This is a genomic window from Microbulbifer maximicatervae (SeqCode) (genome assembly GCF_052467385.1).
In genome coordinates this window covers 2,279,488-2,297,565 of the sequence record NZ_CP174311.1, presented here as the reverse complement: position 1 = coordinate 2,297,565, position 18,078 = coordinate 2,279,488, and the positions used below count along the sequence as shown (strand labels likewise).

Annotated in this window: 14 protein-coding genes; 8 read left to right on the top strand and 6 right to left on the bottom strand. The window is 43.8% G+C overall.

Annotated elements, in window-relative coordinates:
• Positions 1-104 precede the first annotated feature (104 nt).
• Positions 105-1,814: an alkaline phosphatase D family protein gene (locus ACJJIR_RS09745; protein ID WP_444908190.1), complete on the bottom strand. Its 1,710-nt coding sequence runs from the start codon at positions 1,812-1,814 to the stop codon at positions 105-107.
• Between the two features lie 214 nt (positions 1,815-2,028).
• Positions 2,029-2,595, bottom strand: coding sequence for a DUF1993 domain-containing protein (locus ACJJIR_RS09740; RefSeq protein WP_444908189.1), 567 nt, complete (start codon positions 2,593-2,595; stop codon positions 2,029-2,031).
• Between the two features lie 148 nt (positions 2,596-2,743).
• Here ACJJIR_RS09740 and ACJJIR_RS09735 point away from each other — a divergent pair, with 148 nt between their 5' ends.
• The gene (locus ACJJIR_RS09735) at positions 2,744-3,205 is read left to right on the top strand and encodes an allophanate hydrolase-related protein (RefSeq protein WP_444908188.1); all 462 of its coding nucleotides are present in this window, start codon (positions 2,744-2,746) and stop codon (positions 3,203-3,205) included.
• A 34-nt stretch (positions 3,206-3,239) separates the two neighbouring features.
• A complete protein-coding gene (locus ACJJIR_RS09730) occupies positions 3,240-3,632 on the top strand; it encodes an allophanate hydrolase-related protein (RefSeq protein WP_444908187.1) in 393 nt (130 codons plus the stop codon).
• 59 nt (positions 3,633-3,691) lie between these two features.
• Here ACJJIR_RS09730 and ACJJIR_RS09725 read toward each other — a convergent pair whose 3' ends face one another.
• Together ACJJIR_RS09725 and ACJJIR_RS09720 are read right to left on the bottom strand one after the other, a co-directional pair.
• The gene (locus tag ACJJIR_RS09725; RefSeq protein ID WP_444908186.1) at positions 3,692-4,579 is read right to left on the bottom strand and encodes an SMP-30/gluconolactonase/LRE family protein; all 888 of its coding nucleotides are present in this window, start codon (positions 4,577-4,579) and stop codon (positions 3,692-3,694) included.
• 74 nt (positions 4,580-4,653) lie between these two features.
• Positions 4,654-5,499 (bottom strand): alpha/beta hydrolase family protein, encoded by an 846-nt coding sequence (locus tag ACJJIR_RS09720; protein WP_444908185.1) that lies wholly within the window; start codon positions 5,497-5,499, stop codon positions 4,654-4,656.
• Positions 5,500-6,047: 548 nt separating this feature from the next.
• On the opposite strand from ACJJIR_RS09720, the gene ACJJIR_RS09715 reads away from it, so the two are divergent.
• The gene (locus tag ACJJIR_RS09715) at positions 6,048-6,920 is read left to right on the top strand and encodes a glycosyltransferase family 2 protein (RefSeq protein WP_444908184.1); all 873 of its coding nucleotides are present in this window, start codon (positions 6,048-6,050) and stop codon (positions 6,918-6,920) included.
• 63 nt (positions 6,921-6,983) lie between these two features.
• Here ACJJIR_RS09715 and ACJJIR_RS09710 read toward each other — a convergent pair whose 3' ends face one another.
• The gene (locus tag ACJJIR_RS09710) at positions 6,984-8,129 is read right to left on the bottom strand and encodes a hypothetical protein (protein ID WP_444908183.1); all 1,146 of its coding nucleotides are present in this window, start codon (positions 8,127-8,129) and stop codon (positions 6,984-6,986) included.
• A 1,087-nt stretch (positions 8,130-9,216) separates the two neighbouring features.
• Here ACJJIR_RS09710 and ACJJIR_RS09705 point away from each other — a divergent pair.
• From ACJJIR_RS09705 to ACJJIR_RS09690, 4 genes are all read left to right on the top strand, one after another.
• Complete coding sequence (locus ACJJIR_RS09705; protein ID WP_444908182.1) at positions 9,217-10,041, top strand: sulfite exporter TauE/SafE family protein; 825 nt, start codon at positions 9,217-9,219, stop codon at positions 10,039-10,041.
• A 1,038-nt stretch (positions 10,042-11,079) separates the two neighbouring features.
• On the top strand, positions 11,080-13,275 hold the full coding sequence (locus ACJJIR_RS09700; RefSeq protein ID WP_444908181.1) for a hypothetical protein: 2,196 nt from the start codon (positions 11,080-11,082) through the stop codon (positions 13,273-13,275).
• A gap of 362 nt (positions 13,276-13,637) precedes the next feature.
• Positions 13,638-14,141, top strand: coding sequence for a hypothetical protein (locus ACJJIR_RS09695; protein WP_444908180.1), 504 nt, complete (start codon positions 13,638-13,640; stop codon positions 14,139-14,141).
• Entirely contained in the window at positions 14,138-15,094 is a 957-nt protein-coding gene (locus ACJJIR_RS09690) for a histone deacetylase family protein (protein WP_444908179.1), read from the top strand. The genes ACJJIR_RS09695 and ACJJIR_RS09690 overlap by 4 nt, the downstream gene beginning before the upstream one ends.
• Before the next feature lie 117 nt (positions 15,095-15,211).
• Here the strand turns inward: ACJJIR_RS09690 and ACJJIR_RS09685 are convergent, their stop codons facing one another.
• Positions 15,212-16,030: a DMT family transporter gene (locus tag ACJJIR_RS09685; protein ID WP_444908178.1), complete on the bottom strand. Its 819-nt coding sequence runs from the start codon at positions 16,028-16,030 to the stop codon at positions 15,212-15,214.
• A gap of 799 nt (positions 16,031-16,829) precedes the next feature.
• Between ACJJIR_RS09685 and ACJJIR_RS09680 the strand changes: the two genes are divergently transcribed.
• Complete coding sequence (locus ACJJIR_RS09680; RefSeq protein WP_444908177.1) at positions 16,830-17,909, top strand: hypothetical protein; 1,080 nt, start codon at positions 16,830-16,832, stop codon at positions 17,907-17,909.
• Positions 17,910-18,078: the final 169 nt, after the last annotated feature.

The following is an 18,078-nucleotide window of genomic DNA, read 5'->3' as shown; positions in this document are numbered from 1 at the left end:
TTCTTACTCGTACAAGCTAAATATGATGAAGAAGGAATCGAAACAGTGGAATCTTGTGAAGTTGGGGGCAAGCGCCCCACAACTTCATATTGACTGAGAACCAGCTACTTTTCGGTTAACCACATGCCAACAGGCTCATAATTAAACTTCTTATATACCGCTTTTTCGGTATCCGGGTTATCACTCTTCTTATCGATGTTGTATACGGTCCAGTTTAATTCATTGACATTGAATTCGATCACTGCATATCCATAGATATTACTAACAAAATCTTTGATATGTGGGTTATTGACCTGAACCCCGCCATTTAGCAGTGATGTAAACACACTGCCAACATCAATACCTTTCTCAATCGTATCGTTCATATTGGGAGAAGATATGGAAGGGGTCATCAGCTCAACGCCGACCAGGTTGTCGTAGTCCCAATTGCTAATTTTGCTGAAATCAACTTTCAGGTATGAAGCGATACTGGAGTGGAGGTCCCCTGTCAGCACTACAAAGTTATCGACATTGCTGTCCTTAACAGATGACAGGATTTTTTCCCGCTCCCACTGGTAACCATCCCAGGCATCGTAATTGGCGTACACAAGCGAACGCCCCAGGATAGTACCAGCCAATTGTGCCAGCAAAGTCTGGTTCCCCCACACTTTCCAGCGGGCACTGGAGTTAACAACTCCATCAATCAGCCAATCCCTCTGAGTCTTACCCAGCATGGTTTGGGTATCTTCTTCATAATCTGTGCACCAGTAGTTTTCCCAAGCTGTACCATCCTTGCACGGCTCCTTGGTTCTATAGGTGCGGCTATCCGTCATATACAGATCAACCAAGTCACCGAACTGGAAAGAACGATAAATCTGTAAGTAGTCAAAAGCGTGGCTTGCGGATTCATCGACTTTTACCCGTGCAGGGACATATTCAATCCAGGCCTGCTGAGCATCGCGACGCAACTGGCGCAGCTGGTCAGGGTTGTTATCGCCGGTCTGGTAGGGATGAGATGGCACACCCAGAGTATCCCGCTCGTAATCCCAGTAAGCATTGTCTGCAGTTTCATGATCATCCCAGGTGATGATAAATGAGTGCATTTCCATCGCTCGCTGCAGGTTCTTGTCCTTGCGATACTCTCTGTAAATATGACGATAGTCCTCAAGATCCATCGCAACAGAGCCGCCAGAAGGCAGCGAGAGTGAATGCACTATCGAGCTTTCAAAGCCCTCGTACTGGGCATATTCATAGATAAAGTCACCCAAATGCAGTACGCAATGTACATCTTCGTCCGCGATATGGTTGTAGGCGTTGTAATAACCGGTGGTGTAATCCTGACAGGTAACCACAGCCATCTTTAGATTCTCTAGGCTACCGGTAGGCAGTGTGTGACAACGCCCAACGCGGCTACTGACAGCCCCGTATTTGAAGCGGTAATAGTAACGTTGGTCAGAAGATAAGTAGCCTTCCAGGTCGATGTTAACGGTGTAATCACGGTCTGCAGTGATATCACTAGCATTAATCTCAGCACTTAGAATTGGCTGGGTAAATTCCTCATCCAGTGCGACATCTACATACAAAGACTGACCCGCGATATAAGAATCAGGGTTAATATGCGTCCAAAGGACCACTCCAGTTTGACTGGGATCTCCCGAGGCTACTGATAAATCAAAAACAATTCCGTCGTTATCAATTTGATCAGCAAATGTGGTGCCACCCAGTACAAAACGTGCATAGGTTTCACTATCAGTGTCCGCGAGAGAACGGACCGTAAAGGGGGTCAAAAGTGCAACACCCATGGCCTGGACAAAGGTTCGGCGGGAGATGGTCATAAATAAACTTCCTGTTATCGTACGCATGAAGAATCGGAAAGGGAGCGGATTCTATAGAAGAACGTACCAACAAAGAAGTTTGACTTTTTATCTAGTAATCTCTTTTTCTCTCGAAATTAACACTTATGGAGTTAATACACAAAAGTCAGATGGAGAAAAGCAAAGTCCCCCTCCCCATCAGCTATGAACTTGAAAAACTTAGCGTTGTTAACCATTAGCAATCTGAAATCATCTCTGGCCTGAGATAAGCAAAAGCGTGCTGTACATAGTCGGCTTTACCTAAGGAAACACCTTGGGCTCTCAAGATTGCATAGGCCGTGTTGATATGGAAATAAAATTGAGGTAGCGCCCAGTCCCTGGCATATTGCTCATTAGTCATATCGAAAGTCATCCCATTCGGGAGCTTAATCGTCACAGGCTCATCCACTGCTACCATCACTGCTTCTGGCGTAACGCTTCTTAAAAATACCAGTGCCTCTCGAATTCGCTCTTGAGCTTCGGAAATGGACCCGGGGTTTTCATCAGCTCTCTGCCCTTCACGAGCCAATTGCTCCAGAAAATCTGGAAGCGCACACCGCTTCAATCGAAATATTGCCTCTTGCGCCTGTAAACAACTAAACCGCACTTGGGATGATAAAGGAAACATATCTGGGGCAAGCCTCGCTTTAAGGAGGGCTTCAGACTCATCTTCTGGAAATTCTGTTTTTGCCTTTTCCAACCAACTAGAAAGGGCTTCCAATAGTTGTATATATGTAGGTAATAACAAATCTGTCAGGTTCATAATATGTTTCCACTGGTTTTTATTGATAAACGACAAAATATATCTCTGGTAGCATTCTAAAATAATAAGGGAGGCACAAGCATAATTTAGTTTCTTCTTGCCTCCATATCTAAGCTAAATTCATAAGGTGCCAACTCGAGATAAATAAATGCTCAGGATACTCAGATATATTGCTGCTAGTTTAATGGTATTGGTGTCACTAGCGAATGCTGAATCTATTGACGTCGCAGTTAATGGCACGCTAATGCGTGGATTCGCCCTCGAAAAACATATGCTTAAAAACCATGCCACTTTTGTACGAGAGGCTAAAACGGCGTCGATCTATCGCATGTGGTCAATTGGAGACAAATACCCCGCAATGGAAAGAGTTCTCAACGGCGGCACATGGATTACACTGGAGATCTGGTCGATTCCGCAAGCCAACTTGGTCAATCTATTAGAGGAGGAGGCCAAAGGGTTAGTTTTAGGTAAAGTTGCTTTAGCGGATGGAACACAAGTATTAGGCATACTGGGTGAAAACTATATTGTCCAAAACCAGAAAGATATATCCAAGTGGCATGGCTGGCGAGCTTATGCGGAGAGTATGAGTAGTAATAAAACCGGTCAGTAGCACTAATATCAAATATTTGATTTAGACAATCGAAATGAGTACATATACAGAAATCGCAGTAAATAGACCATTGATGCGTGGCCTGGCGTTAGATAAAAACTTAATACAAAACAATGCAACATTTGTCAGGGAGGCTAAAACAGAAGCCATTTACCGGATGTGGGCAATCAAAGGCGAATATCCTTCGATGCAGAGAGTGCGTACTGGTGGAACATGGTTCAACATTGAAATTTGGTCCTTACCCAAGGCTAGTTTAATTGAAGTGCTTAATTTAGAGGCAACGGGACTAACTTTGGGTAAAGTAGTCTTAGAAAAGGGCGGGCAAGTTTTAGGGATATTAGGAGAAAACTATTTGACTCAGCAACAAGAAGACATTTCCCAATTTCATGGATGGCGCAACTATATACAACAGAAATCTAAAAACTGACGTTGAAGCTGCTTTTATTTGGCCCTAAACAATATCATTAGGTAGACAATCCACTCAGTCTATATCTTTGGGCGATATAGCTGCCTACCACGGCACGGTATTCCTACCCACTCTAAGCACCCTGCATCCAGAATCGTTACTACCGCCCCACCTCTCGAGTCTTCGCAAAAGGCTATATTCGTGGGACGCTTACCACAGGTGGGTATACGTTCGGCCACACTTCCCTCACCATCAAGAACGGTCACGTCACCTTGACCAAAAACTGCACAATATAATCGCCCGTCGCTACCGAAAGCCATCCCATCTGGCCCTACAAACCCCTCTGGCGCCCCAACAACCACATTGCCGAAAAGCTCCCGCTTGGGGTGCGTTAACGAAGCGAGATCGTAGCGGTAGATATTGCCGCTAATAGTCTCCCCTACATACAGCTGGCCCCGATCATCAATGGCAATACCGTTGGGAAAACGTAATCCGGAATCAAGCTGTCGCAACACATCTCCATTGCGAGGATCTATCTCTAATACCTGTCCATCGTAGCGACAAGATCGGCAATCAGCTCGAATCACCTGCCCCTGAACAAAAATATCCGGGTCAATCCCGGAATCGGTTAGGTAAAGTAAGCCATTTTCACCAAAAACCAGATCATTGGGCCATAAGTAGGGCTGATCTTCTGGTCCGTCATAAGATTCAATAAGATCCCCATTTAGCCCCATGCGAACAAGCTGCTTACCCCCTCCATCTGCAATCCATAAATTGTCATACCCATCGATTGCCATGCCATTAGGTCGCCGAGCAGGATAGCCTATTTGTTGATATTGACCCTGCAAGTCAATACGGCTTATACAGTGCCGTCCAGATGCCATTTCAGTGACATAAATGCGGCCATCAGGCAGACAGACGGGCCCTTCTGGTTCTTGTAAGCATCTACACAGTACTTGTCTTTCCATGCTAACGACCACAGACTCGGATTGGTTAAAAAGGCATCATTTGTGATACGAGGGCGTATCAACGCCAGGAGGGGCTAGTCCAGCCAACCTAATACGTTTCGCCAAAGACTCTCCTTGAACTCCTTCCGGAAAAACCCAAAGTGGCCTATTGATGTATTTCCAATAGAGCTGGTTTGAATAACCTCAATATCTGTATTCGCATTACAGTAAAAATCTCGCAATGCATGGACAGCCTTCTCTGGTGCAAAGTCCTTATCGTCATCTATTAGCAGGAACTTCATATCACACTGCAAGCGCTCGAATCCCTCACGAATCGGCCGACCATGCTGATCGACAACGTAATCCTTATGTCGAGCCCAGTAAGCCCATTCACGAGCTATTCCTGCAGGTAGGTTCTCTCCCCCCCAAAGTACTCCAGGCACCCATCCCAAAACATTCGATAGCAAAGGAAATGCGCAGTACCATCCGAATAATAGCTTTGGCTGATACCTTGCATCCCAATACCCCCAATAGCCGCTCTGAGAAGAAACACAATACACACTCGCGAATCGGGTGTTATTTGATGCAAGACCTACAATTTGACCACCGACACTATGGCAAATGCAGTGCCACTCCAAGCTTTTAGCTCGTTTGCTACACCAATCAATCACTGCCGCCAAATCTCTCTCCCCCCAGGCTCTTAAGGTCAGCCGTTTGTCCCTTTGATTCTCGATAGCGGACTTACCGATACCTCGGTAATCATAAGTAAGAACCAAATAGCCATTCCGGGCTAAGAAACAAGCAAAATCCCGATAGTAGCTCTGCTTAACCGCCATAGCAGAATTAATAATGATGCCGGCTTTGGGCACCTCACTCGGCGAGAATAGCCTTGCACCAAGCACTATCCCATCGTTAGTGGGGATTTGCTGTGCCTCAATCATCTATTCAAAGGTTCCCCCGTGTAATTCAACACAAACTATTGGGTAAGTTAAAATTCCGCCCAATACTTCCGGTCTATCGCATGAGAGGTAATTAACAAGTTGATCCCTAACAGGTATTTCCTCCTTCCAAGAGCAGTAAATTGACTTGAATATTCACTTCTCGACACTTACCACCCCCTAAAGACTAGAGCAAGTTAAAAGCCTTAATTATATAGCCCTATATAGTTAGATTTGATGTTCCAGTTTATGAATTGAAAGGAGGTAGCTTTACCAAAAAGTCAAATAACATGGCAGACAATTGCTCTAGCTTTCCACTATTTTACCTGCAAATGTCCAAGTGAGATGCACAAAAATATACCCTGCCAATAATCCTCATATTCACTATCAAAAGTGCTAAAACTTCTAAGTACTCTAAAATGCAAGGGTCAGGTTTGATAGCCGATCAATCCAATCGCCAAATTAAGGAGATTTGATTTATCGCTTATCTTATATTTCACCTGATTCACTTAAAATGATTTTGAGCTATAGACAACAGGAAGTTTAAGTGCATGTCTGATCGATTCAGTATTATTATGCCATGCTACAACGATTCTGACCTTCTGTATAACCTATTACAAGGCTACACTTTACAAACCTTTCCAAAGGAAAATTTTGAAATCATTATTGTAGATAACAACTCGCAAGACCCCAACATCCTGTCATGTTACAACCAGTTTAAGAACCACCTTACTTTAACTTTATTATTCAGACCTCAATTACCAAACCCATTCGCACTTAACTCGGCGCGAAACTTAGGGGTAAAGATTGCTAAATACGAGTGGTGTGTATTTACAGATAGTGATTGTATCCCCGCCCCGAACTATCTGGCAGAGATTCAAAAAATAATCAATGATTATGGGCCTAGTATCTGCATGACCGGGATAAGGGAATTTATTCACTCTAAAGATATTGACCCAGCAGAAATGGACGGCGACGGCAAGTACCTTGATGCATGCCCTAGATTTAATAGCCCATCAAATTATGGGCTCAGTAAAGATAGGCGCCTAGGGAAAATAGAGCAATTACCCAATACAGAACACCCCTGGGGGCACTTTTATGGCTGTAATATGGTGTTTAAAAGGCAGGATGTCATTAAAGTTGGTTTTTTCGATGAAAAATACGATGGAACCTGGGGTTACGATGACATAGACCTGGCTTATCGAGTTATCAATGAGCTCAAAGTTCAGCCAATTTTTATGAAAGAAGCCATTGTCTACCACCAAGACAACATAAATTTAACAGAGACAATCAATGGCAAGAGGAACAAAATTAAAGATTTGAGCAACCCAAACTATCAATATATCTGCAAGAGAATTTCCGGGTATTATGAGTTTAGTAATCGCGAATTCAAACGATTTGGGCTAACAACTACTGCAAGCTAACAATTGACCTGAGTGACCAACTTAAACGCGCCTAAATATTATTATACATTTTTCAAGCATCTATCAGATATCTGATAGTTCAATCTCACTGGAGAAAGATTTCAGAAATAGAACAACCTTATCAAGAGAGAAAACAGCCTCATTAACAGCAACCTCAATATGATAACCATCAGAAGCTTTACTAATAACAAAAACCAGTGCATCTCTTGTGATTGAATAGGTCGCGATACAGTCGACCTCTCGAGCAGGCAAATAACTAAATGTAAAGTCTTCGTTGATACTTGATGTAACTTGTTTCTCTACTTTTAACATATTGAGGAGTACCATTGCATAATATGCAATGTGGTACCTTTTCAATAGGTATATTTGATACCTAGAGAGTTTATTTAGAGAAAAATAGAAACCAGACGCCGTATTTCCTACCCCGGCCAGTCTTTCACCCTGATCCGGAATGTTGTGAATAAACTCTTGGGTAATCAATATGTTTGCTCGCTGCCTTTCGAAAGTACTGACAAAATTATCTATAAAAGATTTCAAGACATTTTCGAAAGATATCTCGCTAGATTCAACTTTAGCTGACACCAATACGATGTCATCGAGATCTCCTTTTATACAACCCTTTTCCTCCAAGAGAAATGGATTTGGCTTGCTCTCCTTCCTATTAAACATTCTCAGACTTAAACCTATAAATATAGCTTGGGCCAGCCCTATTACTCGGTGAAAATTCGAGTATTGCCCATTACCCTTGTATATATGCATTATTGAAGAGCAATATGCATCTGACTTCTCCTGATCTTTCTTCAACAAGCAATTGGCATATTTAGAAAAGAGCAAGCCAGTGTAACCGGAAAAAAAATCATGATTTGCTATAAAGCACACAGACGTGCTATCAAAATGGATGTAGAAGGGGATCTTTTCAACCTCCAACCTCTTATATAGGACCTTCCTTCCAACGACACCTGTCAGCTCTTCCCTCAACGCTTCTATCTTTTCTAAGTAAAAGCGTTTCGGGTGAGGCGCGGTAGTCAATGCAACTAAGTCATAGAGCTTGTCTAGACAATCAGTAATTTCATCTTGGTTACTTCTAGTGACAACATTTATAAGCAGAGTAGATACACAGCCATAACCTTTTAAGTGCTGCTGGACAAAGCTCTCTGGCGCTTCTATCGGCGTGAATAATCTGGACAGAAAGTTGGATTTGTCGGCCACGATACCACCTTACAAGGAAGGGATTGTCACTTCAGTCGATCACATACCATCTAAATTTAGTCAACTACCCTTATGGCCACAATTACTTCAAGGTTTTCCTTTGAGCAACTTAGCATAAAGAGGACGTAGAAAAAAATAAGACAAGTAGTTATTATCAGCTAACAACCATTAACACAACTATGTATGCGCCGGGGTCCATATCTAAATAATAACTAAAGAAAAACTACACGCCCATAGATACCTGACAGGGTTGTCGCAAGACGCATGTTTAATCAAATTATTTTCTTAAATTTAAAGCTAACGAAGCCTTATCTGATGATAAGCTTCACCATCTAAATAATTGGCAGACCAAGCTTCTAAAGTGACTCAACAACTGCACTTGGATCAATCCTGAATACTGTTGCATGTGCCCACGTAGCCCCATAGAACCTTAACATGCTATAAATCGTTTGAGCCTGTTGAGTAAAGCATTGCCCTGTTCCAATACCGTTAAACACAATGGAAAATTGTTCTTTTATATGAGAAGTAAATATTTCAATACTCAAAGCAACCTTTATTAAACTCAATAAATCACCTTCACTCTAACCTGAAATGCATCTTGAATTATACAGATAGGGAAGCTTCAAATTTCTTTAAGCCTGGAAAGGTAAGTATATTTTTTGATCCTGGCAAAATACTTATGCCTATGATTCCCATCCTTGCTCAGACCTAACCACACAAAGACATAATCAAAGCAAACTTCATTAAATGCAAAAAATAGCCAATAGTTTCAATACTTATAGAGGCTAACACACCGGGTTAGTAGTTAGGAGCCAGGAAATGAGTAAATAGCTTTCTGATCTAGTTCAAGTGCCAACCAAACACCACACCTTTACAGTCCAATATAAACCCCGTCTAGAGCTCAAACTTGAAAGGTACAAATCCTACAGAGGCACCCTCATCTATTTTTAAATGGGGGATCGAATAGATTTTTTAAAAGTCAATTAGCTGGGACGCAAAAAGCCTATGAAGCAATTTAATGTATCAAACAGCGCGACTCAGTGTATTTGGTTGCCTTTAAGAGTGACTAAACTATTAGACTATGGAAATGCTATTTGTTTACTTGTTACTCGGCGCCATCGCGGGTACAGCGGCAGGCCTCTTGGGGATTGGTGGAGGCTTGATCATCGTGCCTGCTTTGGTGTTGATTTTTTCTGCCACGGGCATCTCCCCCCAGGTGCTGACCCATATGGCGGTGGGGACTTCGTTGGCAACCATTATCGTGACTTCAATCAGTTCGGTCTGGGCACATAACGCAAAAGGTGCCGTTGACTGGCACCTATTTTGGATTATGACTCCAGGGATACTTGTGGGGTCTTGGCTGGGCGGCGTGACAGCAGACTTGTTACCTGGTGCTTGGTTGCAGCTATTGATTGGCGTGTTTGCCATATTTATGTCTGTGCGTATGGGCTTAGGTGGGTTGGCCTCAGCAACCTCACAAGAAAATGGCGATCACTTACCCGGGGCAGCACCTTTGATATGTTCCGGAGGAGTAATCGGCTGGCTCGCAGCGATCTTTGGTATTGGTGGAGGGGCCTTGGTGGTACCCTACTTATCGCACTTCGGTACAAAAATGCAGCGCGCTGTCGGAACCTCTGCTGCCTTTGGTCTGCCAATCGCGATTTCTGGTTCAGTCAGCTTTGCCGTGCAAGGGTGGGACAATCAGTTACTACCGAAGTGGAGCAGTGGTTATATTTACTGGCCGGCTTTTCTGGGAATTGTACTTACCAGCGTGCTCTTTGCCAGGCTTGGTGCCAGTGTTGCTCACAGGATATCTGCTAAGCGCTTAAAGCTGTGTTTTGCCTTACTGCTTTGTATTATCGGGGTTCGCTTTATCTGGCAAAACTTCAATCTACTATCTCGGCTAGGCTAGACCTACTCTCTGGGTTGCTTTTAACGGATCGGAAGTAAATAGTCTATCCCCTCCAAACATCTATTTTCAGATGCTCGCAATAGCCATCGTGGTCTTAAAAACTCCCGGTCGAATTACTCTTGCCAGCCCTTCGGATTACGCGACTGAACCATACTTATAGGGAATTAGTAACACAATGATTGATATTTACTCCTAATGCATGCCTACCAAACATTATGTACTCAAAGTAGCAAAGATTATTTTTAGCCATTGACAATCTCTACCTTCAAATTAGGAAAGGCTTCGTTCCGCGTTAAACTTGCCAGCAGGTAATTGAAATTTTAAAGATGGAACTCCATTAAAATATAGGCACGAAAAAGTCATATTGAATTTTACACTCAAGGTAGAGGGCATGTAGGCCTCAGACAAGAATACCGTGTTGCCGAGAGCACAGCGCCTATCTCGGCACAGCCCACTATATCAACCAGGCACCAACCATTTCTGAACCGGAATTTTTTGAGGGTTTGCGCAGACTTTGTGAGATAGTGGGAGCAGTACAGAAAACTTATATTTGCCTCAATAAATACTGATATCTTAGCGCGGGCTATTGCCGATGCTTCCTCCCCTGCGCACGCTGTAACTTAGTTCAAACCGTTTAATACATTTACCTCCAGCCGCATTAGCTTTAATGGAATTTATTCCGATAATAGATTAACCCCCTACCCTTTCACTCTTGAAACCCTTATCAAAGCGCTAGCCAGAATCATTGGTAAAAACTATAGGATCAACAATACCAATTAAGATAGCGGACGCCCCACTTGGCCTTCGACAAAAATTCTAGTGATCCCATGTAAAGCTTCTTCAAATACTCAAACAGAGAGGCTTCACCAGATTTCCTATCAAAATAATGCCCCTTTAGAGAAATTATTAAGTGATCCACAGAAAGGTAGATCCAGAGAACTAGAATGGCGCTCCCAATTCTAATAACTCAAAAATGAGATTTTGTCGACAATTTCACAGATAACAATCGATTCCAATCGCACATTTACGGGCAAACTTATGAGCAAGCTATTCAGCAAGAAAACTTTGGCACTGGCATTTACAGTCATACTGGCTTCATGTGGAGGAGGTGGAGGCTCTTCTTCAGATTCGGACCCAGCCCAATCATCTGGCGACAATGGCGGGGGCCAAGGCTCTGGAGATGGTGGCGGTTCAGGTAGTGGTAGCGGCTCTGGGGATAGCGGATCGGGGACCCTTCCAGACAACGAACCTGGGACCGTGACTGTTGGCGATATAGAAACAGCAGATCTGGGGTTTGCCCAGATTACTTCCCGGGATATCACATTGCCGAATGGCCAAACCAATGCCGAAGAAGTCCATGGACTCCCACACTATATAGCTAGAACAGATAGTAATCAGGATGACAATCTACAGTCCGTGCCCATGCGAAGTTACACCACAGCTTGCGCAACCGATACTGATAGACCCAGGATGTTTGTTTCCAAAACCCTTAGCGAAGGTAGTGGAGAAGATGAAATCACTTATGGCACTGTTTATGAGCTGCAATATAATCCTGAAACTCTAAGCTTCGACCAAACCGGCAATACCACAATTCTAAAACAATGCTACGAAGCCCATGGTATCGCAGCTAGCGCTGATTGCTCACGGGTTGCGGTCTTATGCAACACTGAATACCAGGCAAACGAGCGCTATGATGTTCAAGGGGATCTGGTTGAGCAATACGGTAGCGACTGGATGAAGATGGAAAATAATATCAGTGCTATTGACGGACGTATTGAAAGGGATATCGGCCTGATGATATCTACCAATCACAGTCAATACATTGGCTATTTTACGGACCATCTCACACTAAAGTTCGAGGACTTCCTACCTGGGCTAAAAGAAAATTTCCCCGAGACCGACTTCGGCGATTCCCCGACCTTTAAGACAATTAAAGGTAACGAAATGCAAGAGGAGATGGCTTATATTGTCGATCAACTCTCTGATGCCGACTATAACGCTATGGTCGAGTATATTCGCGAGAATGGCTACAAATATAATGATCAAATCTGGCTAATGGAGTGGGATAACTTAGCGCTTAGCGAGAAGCCTGCTGCCTACGTTGTAAACAAGATGCATGGTGGCGGCCACGCCGGAGCCCAAGAGCTTATCTATGTCGAGAATGATAGCCAAGGCCGCACCAGCTACGCCTTCTCAGTAACTGCTCGGGTTTTTGATAGCAGCTATGGTGGCTCCCACTATTCTGCTGGAATGACTGTTATTGATCGCGATAACTGGTCCTTAAATATGAGTGGCAGCAATAACAGAGGCTGGTATTGGCTTTGCGGCTACGGTCACGTCTTGAATATCCGGGCATTTTACAACCCTGGTAACGAAAAATACGGGGCAATTTGCACTAGCGATGGCGGTCAATATAATCAATCGCGCGGATTAAACACTATTGCCATCAAGATGGAGGATACTTCATCAACTAGTAGTTTTGAAGGTTACTACAATTATCTGATCCCTTCCGACAACGCATTTTTCTCTAACGGAGGTGGACATACTGTAGTTCCTGTAAATGAAGATACTAACTTATCTCTCATCGTGTCCCCCAAGTACATTGATGACGAAGAAATGAATCGCTTCCTGCAAAGCGAATACGGCATTGATACCAGTACTGAAGGGCCATTTGACCAGCAATGCTCCTCCGATGATACGAACTGCTTCTTTTCCTACATGTCAAACAGCGATAATCCAACCATTTCAAGACAGGGACTACGCAGCGGGGATGCTCTGGAATCTTCATCCCTGACTCGCATTGGCATTGCTAAAGTGGATGGTGAAGGAAGTATTGAGGGGGAAGGCTATAAATGGCTTGTAGAAGAGCCCGACTGTCAAATCAGTGACCCACAACTTATCGACTTGAAAAATGGGCGTTACCTATTTGGCTATGCTCAATTTCAGTGTATTTCCGACAACCTTTCTTATAACCGGAGTTCCGCTAAAAATGGGGCAATGCGGATGCTTGTTCCGAAAGCCTACTATGTTATGGAAATTGATGCAGACCTAAAGGTTTTGGAAGGCCCTGTAAAGTTGACGAATTTTGGTTGGGGCGGGCTTGACGAGCCTGTCTTCATAGGCAACGGCAAAGTCGCTTGGTCATATATCAAGAACCCTACAATTGATAGTTACGGCGGCGGCAAGCAGAACATTTGGCAAGCGATGATTTATCACTCAAATAGCGCCAATTGATTCATTCATAAAAAGTAAAACCAGCTGTGATAAAAATGGAGGTTTTTGCTCTCCATTTTTATCACACAACTGTTAGATCTCCAGAAGCTACAATAATAAAGAAGTGCTATTCACCTATTTATCGACCGATAGCAAAAGCTTGTCGAATAAAAAATCAAAACCACTGTTTCTTCACACAATGACTACTGGATCGGTAGAATAATACGGCAACAGTTCAGTGTAATTGCTTGAAACTACGTGCCCAGATACAAGTATGCTAACCTCCCGCCTAAATAAAATTAGTCACTGAAATACAAAAAATTAACCGCCCTTTCTTCATTGAGTTTTGAATTTAGAAGCCAAGACGCAATAAGGAGATCGCGATGGCTATTACTGTTCATGTCTGGAAGCAAAAGACCGGGAATGTCGGACATGCTTCCATCACCATTGATAACACCTATATGAGCTGCTGGCCTTCTTCAGCAGCAGGAAAAAAGGACTTTAAAATCGGGCGATCGCACAGCCCTTCCTTTCCAAATGATTATCGAGTTGATAGGCGCCTCGAGGGTGGTGATGCGGATCAGAACATTCTTATCGATGGGCTGAATGAAACAAAAATGATTGAAGCCTGGGAAAACTTCAAGGGCGAACAGAAGCATTACAATATGAAGGATCAGAATTGCTCGACGGTCGTTGCCTGGCTACTTGAGACTGGCTCAGGGTTCGCATCACCTGGAAAAGGAGGAAACAAAATCAGTGACTGGGCAGCGAATCCTATTCACCATATTCTCTTCCAGTTACGCTTTTTTGGTAATCATATTGATATGTGGACACCCAATGATGGGTTAGCTTATGCGCTACAAATTCGAAGCCAGATAACCTCATGAGCCTACCGCTATTCTACTCGCCAAATTACAACATCAGCTTGCCGCTGCTTTCCAGCTTGCATCCTTTTGATGGCTGCAAATATGAGAAAGCATTGGCACTGATTAATACCGAGTCAGAAGCGAATTTTGAGTTAAAAGTTGTTTCAGAGCCTCTTAGTCAAGACTGGCTATTATCTGTACATACGCAGCCCTATTTAGATAGCTTGCATCAATCGAAAACGCTGGCTCGCGTTATAGAGGTGCCGCTACTGCACTTGCTGCCCGCAGGCGTTTTAAATAAATATTTCATGAAACCAATGCGCTTTGCAGCAGAAGGCACTTGCTTGGCGGTACTGGAAGCCTTGAGCAAGAAAACCTCTGCTTTGAATCTCGGTGGAGGTTATCACCATGCATTCACTGGTCACGGTGAAGGGTTCTGTGCTTTCGCCGATGTAGCCATTGCTATTAATCGTGCTCGCGAACAGCCCCTGCTCTCACCAGATGACAATATCTGGGTAATTGACCTTGATGCCCATAGAGGGAATGGGTTTGCTGACTGGGCCATGGAGGACCCCAATATACATATCTTTGATATGTACAATATGCAAGCCTACCCCGGCTTGCACCCCGATGAGCAGGAATCTCGCTGGCCATTTTTAGTCCCCCTAAAGCAAGGAACAGATACTGAAGGTTACCTCAGTAGATTGGAGTCAGAATTTTCGGACTTCATTAAGCAGAGCCCGTTGCCTAAACTGGTTATCTACAATGCAGGCACAGATATTATTGCCCAGGACAAGCTGGGGGGGCTACAAGTCAGTATCGATGGGGCTAGAAAAAGGGACCAATGGCTGGTTGACCAGATTCAATTACTGGATGTGCCTATGGTTACCGTAACCAGTGGCGGCTACTCCGAAAACTCCTATCGTCTAATAGCAGACTTAGCAATATACCAGGCAAAAAAGGTAACAAATTGAAGCTCTGAAGAGGCCTCTGTTATTGAGGAAAAAGGTCCAACAAAAAACCGCTCCCTAACCCACCAGGATTCTTTAGTATTTAGACACTTGATTGACACAGGAGTACTAAACGTCAGGTTACTCTTTGAGTTCTTTCGCCCGCAACCAGGCCAACCCGAGACCAGCGGCAACCGTAATACCCATGCCTATCACACCACGGATACCGAATTCTGTGCCAAACATAAAACGATCGGCTAACACACCGACGAGGATCGCACTGTAAAACAGTGCCCCAACGAGATAAGCAGGTGCGACACGATTAGCGATCGTATAAGCGAGGTTCTGTGGAACAAACAGCAGTGCGGGAATCGCGAGAATCCATAGCGACGATGTCTCTACCTTCGCATCCTCCCAGAATACAATAGATAAGCTAAAGACCAACATCCCAACAGCGAAATAGAACATGATGCGCTCAGGTGGCTCGGTCCGGCCTGCGACACCGGTTGTGATACTACCCGCTGCACGCGCTACTCCCGCTAGCAACGCAAGGAGTGAGTAGGGATTGAAAATGCCCTGAACACTGTGCTGGATCAAAATGAGGCATACGCCCAAGAATGCCAATATCGCAAGAAAGATAGTGGCGATACTAACCCGGTGACCGAGGAATACTCGGGCCATCAACATGGCAAAGAATGGATTCGTGCTTTCCAGCACCAGCGCATCTGCGATGGGTATGCCCTTGACCGCCCAATAGAAGGCAGCAAAATAGACAAAACCTGATATGGAGCGAAGGACAAGGATCTGGGGATTCACCGGCCTTATCCCCGCCATCCCCTGTCGCATCAGAAGAAACATACCCGACAATGGAGCAAGCAATATGACCTGTGCAGCCAATAGCAGAAATGGGCTAAGGCCTGCACCAGAACCCAGCTTACCGGCAATACCAAGACACCCCATCAACACTCCGCCAAGAAGAGCTAGCCCAACACCCAGGGAATGATTTTGATAAGAAGATGGCAAACTGTCACTACCTTTGGCAAATAGAGGTCAAACCTGCCTGAGAGGCAATAATGATGCCTTCATTTATGCATCGTGCGAGTCATTACAGAGCGGGACTCTATGTAACATTAGCCCCCCGATTGATTTATTTCCTATTGGGCTGACCAAAGATATTGTTGCGACAATCGCATGCCTGGATATGTGATTTTTCCAGCCTACCAATATGATGATCTTAAGACGAAAGCTGGGTTAGTTGCTACTTGTAAGTAGTGAGGGTCAGATTCTGCAAAGCAGGCCATCTTTTCCACAAGACCACTATTTAGTGCTAGTGAGCTGGAGCGGTTAATTTTTTATGTCTCAGAGCGTGGAGCACATTGGCCAGAATACACCTCCAATCCTCAAGCAGCTGGGTATTTCACCCAATCACTAGCCCTTTTAAAGTCGCATCACAAACTCAGTGTAAACTGCGATCACAGAAGCAGAAGCAGAAGCAGAAGCAGAAGCAGAACAACACGAGTATTAGTTAATAGATACTAAATGAACAGCAAGGAGAACTGCGGTCGCTCCCTTCCCGCCCGACCGTACCAACTGCCAAGCATCTAAAAATATTTCACTGTATCCTAGCCTTTAGGCTACAAAGAGTTACAGCTAGGAAGAGCATCAATAAAACTGTCAGTATTTATTTTTTAGTTATACAGATTCTGACTAATTTTCTTGGATCATAATAATGTTATAATTACAGAAATTTATGTTCGGAATGCATAAATTTGATTTTCACAAAGATAAGGGAAGTTTAATGCTTAAAGTTCATGCTATTTTTTTAGTTAGCCTTTTAGCTTCTAATGTTGCCGCTGCAGAAACTTTTGATGGGGATGTCGGGATTGGTGTTACAGATCCGATGGCCACTTTGCATATTCAAGATTCAGGATCAACCAATCCTGCAATCCTAATAACTGGTGCAAGTTCTTCCGAAGGTGATATCGCCGTCTTGAATGATGACACATTTCAACTCGGCAATTGGAAAGATTCTACTAATAGCTATATTAACTGGCTACAGGTTGATTCCGTAGATGTGGCTGAGTCCGAGAATAATGGTTATGCGCCTGGCACCACAAAGACAAGATTAAGAATAATGGGGGACGTTAGTCAATCAACTATCTATCATTATTCAGGCTTCGATCTTACTTATCCAAAGGAAGAGTCATGTGACGAGAGCGAAGAGTGTATACCCTATGAATATAGGGAAGAGCTTGCACTGAAGGCACACTCCGATAGCGTAGGTGAAGGTAGCAACGGGGCAGGAGCTCACTTTTATGGTGATGCCGACAGTCAACATGCCGGCTGGCTTAGCTTTTTTACTGGCGGTAAATCAAGATTATCTATAAACCAACAGGGCCGAGTGGGTGTGGGCTCTGAAAATCTCCTTGACGATTACGAAAATCATTTCAAAGGACGCTTCAATATCATTAACCCTGTTAATGAGCCAGGCCTATATATCGAAGGCGCCAGCTCAACTGAAGGTGATATTGCGTGGAAAGAAGGCGAATATCTTCAAATGGGAACATGGAGTACATCCACAGAGTTTGTCGATCATGAAGAAACTATCGTTGGTGAATTCAATGAAGTAGTTAAAATTACGCATACAGGAAATTTATCAATCAATAACCCAGTAGAAAATGATGAGTCACCAGGGTACATGCAGCTGGACACTTCTGCAGGAACACCTCCTGAATCAGATTGTAGTAGCTCATCTGATGTAGGCCGAATGGTTATGCATCAGTCTGACTCACTACTCTATGTTTGTTCTGGATCAGGATGGAAAAACCTGGCCCTTTAAGAATCCAGGATGAAAATAAAATAAAAATATTTAGTAATTTCAGCTAAGGCCTACTTCTCACCTAGTTTGGACCCTAACTTATCAATAGATTCAGGGCTCCCGGACTCCTCTCTAATCTAAGGAGTCCTGAATCAATTTGACCTCTATATTAATGTTGTGCCTCCCCCTA

Bases quoted from the DNA above. Each gene is read 5' to 3' on its own strand.
- ACJJIR_RS09695 (WP_444908180.1), top strand. From the start codon at position 13,638: ATGGCTATTACTGTTCATGTCTGGAAGCAAAAGACCGGGAATGTCGGA.
- ACJJIR_RS09690 (WP_444908179.1), top strand. From the start codon at position 14,138: ATGAGCCTACCGCTATTCTACTCGCCAAATTACAACATCAGCTTGCCG.
- ACJJIR_RS09735 (WP_444908188.1), top strand. From the start codon at position 2,744: ATGCTCAGGATACTCAGATATATTGCTGCTAGTTTAATGGTATTGGTG.
- ACJJIR_RS09680 (WP_444908177.1), top strand. From the start codon at position 16,830: ATGCATAAATTTGATTTTCACAAAGATAAGGGAAGTTTAATGCTTAAA.
- ACJJIR_RS09700 (WP_444908181.1), top strand. From the start codon at position 11,080: ATGAGCAAGCTATTCAGCAAGAAAACTTTGGCACTGGCATTTACAGTC.
- ACJJIR_RS09730 (WP_444908187.1), top strand. From the start codon at position 3,240: ATGAGTACATATACAGAAATCGCAGTAAATAGACCATTGATGCGTGGC.
- ACJJIR_RS09685 (WP_444908178.1), bottom strand. From the start codon at position 16,030: ATGGGGTGTCTTGGTATTGCCGGTAAGCTGGGTTCTGGTGCAGGCCTT.
- ACJJIR_RS09720 (WP_444908185.1), bottom strand. From the start codon at position 5,499: ATGATTGAGGCACAGCAAATCCCCACTAACGATGGGATAGTGCTTGGT.
- ACJJIR_RS09725 (WP_444908186.1), bottom strand. From the start codon at position 4,579: ATGGAAAGACAAGTACTGTGTAGATGCTTACAAGAACCAGAAGGGCCC.
- ACJJIR_RS09715 (WP_444908184.1), top strand. From the start codon at position 6,048: ATGTCTGATCGATTCAGTATTATTATGCCATGCTACAACGATTCTGAC.
- ACJJIR_RS09745 (WP_444908190.1), bottom strand. From the start codon at position 1,814: ATGACCATCTCCCGCCGAACCTTTGTCCAGGCCATGGGTGTTGCACTT.
- ACJJIR_RS09740 (WP_444908189.1), bottom strand. From the start codon at position 2,595: ATGAACCTGACAGATTTGTTATTACCTACATATATACAACTATTGGAA.
- ACJJIR_RS09705 (WP_444908182.1), top strand. From the start codon at position 9,217: ATGCTATTTGTTTACTTGTTACTCGGCGCCATCGCGGGTACAGCGGCA.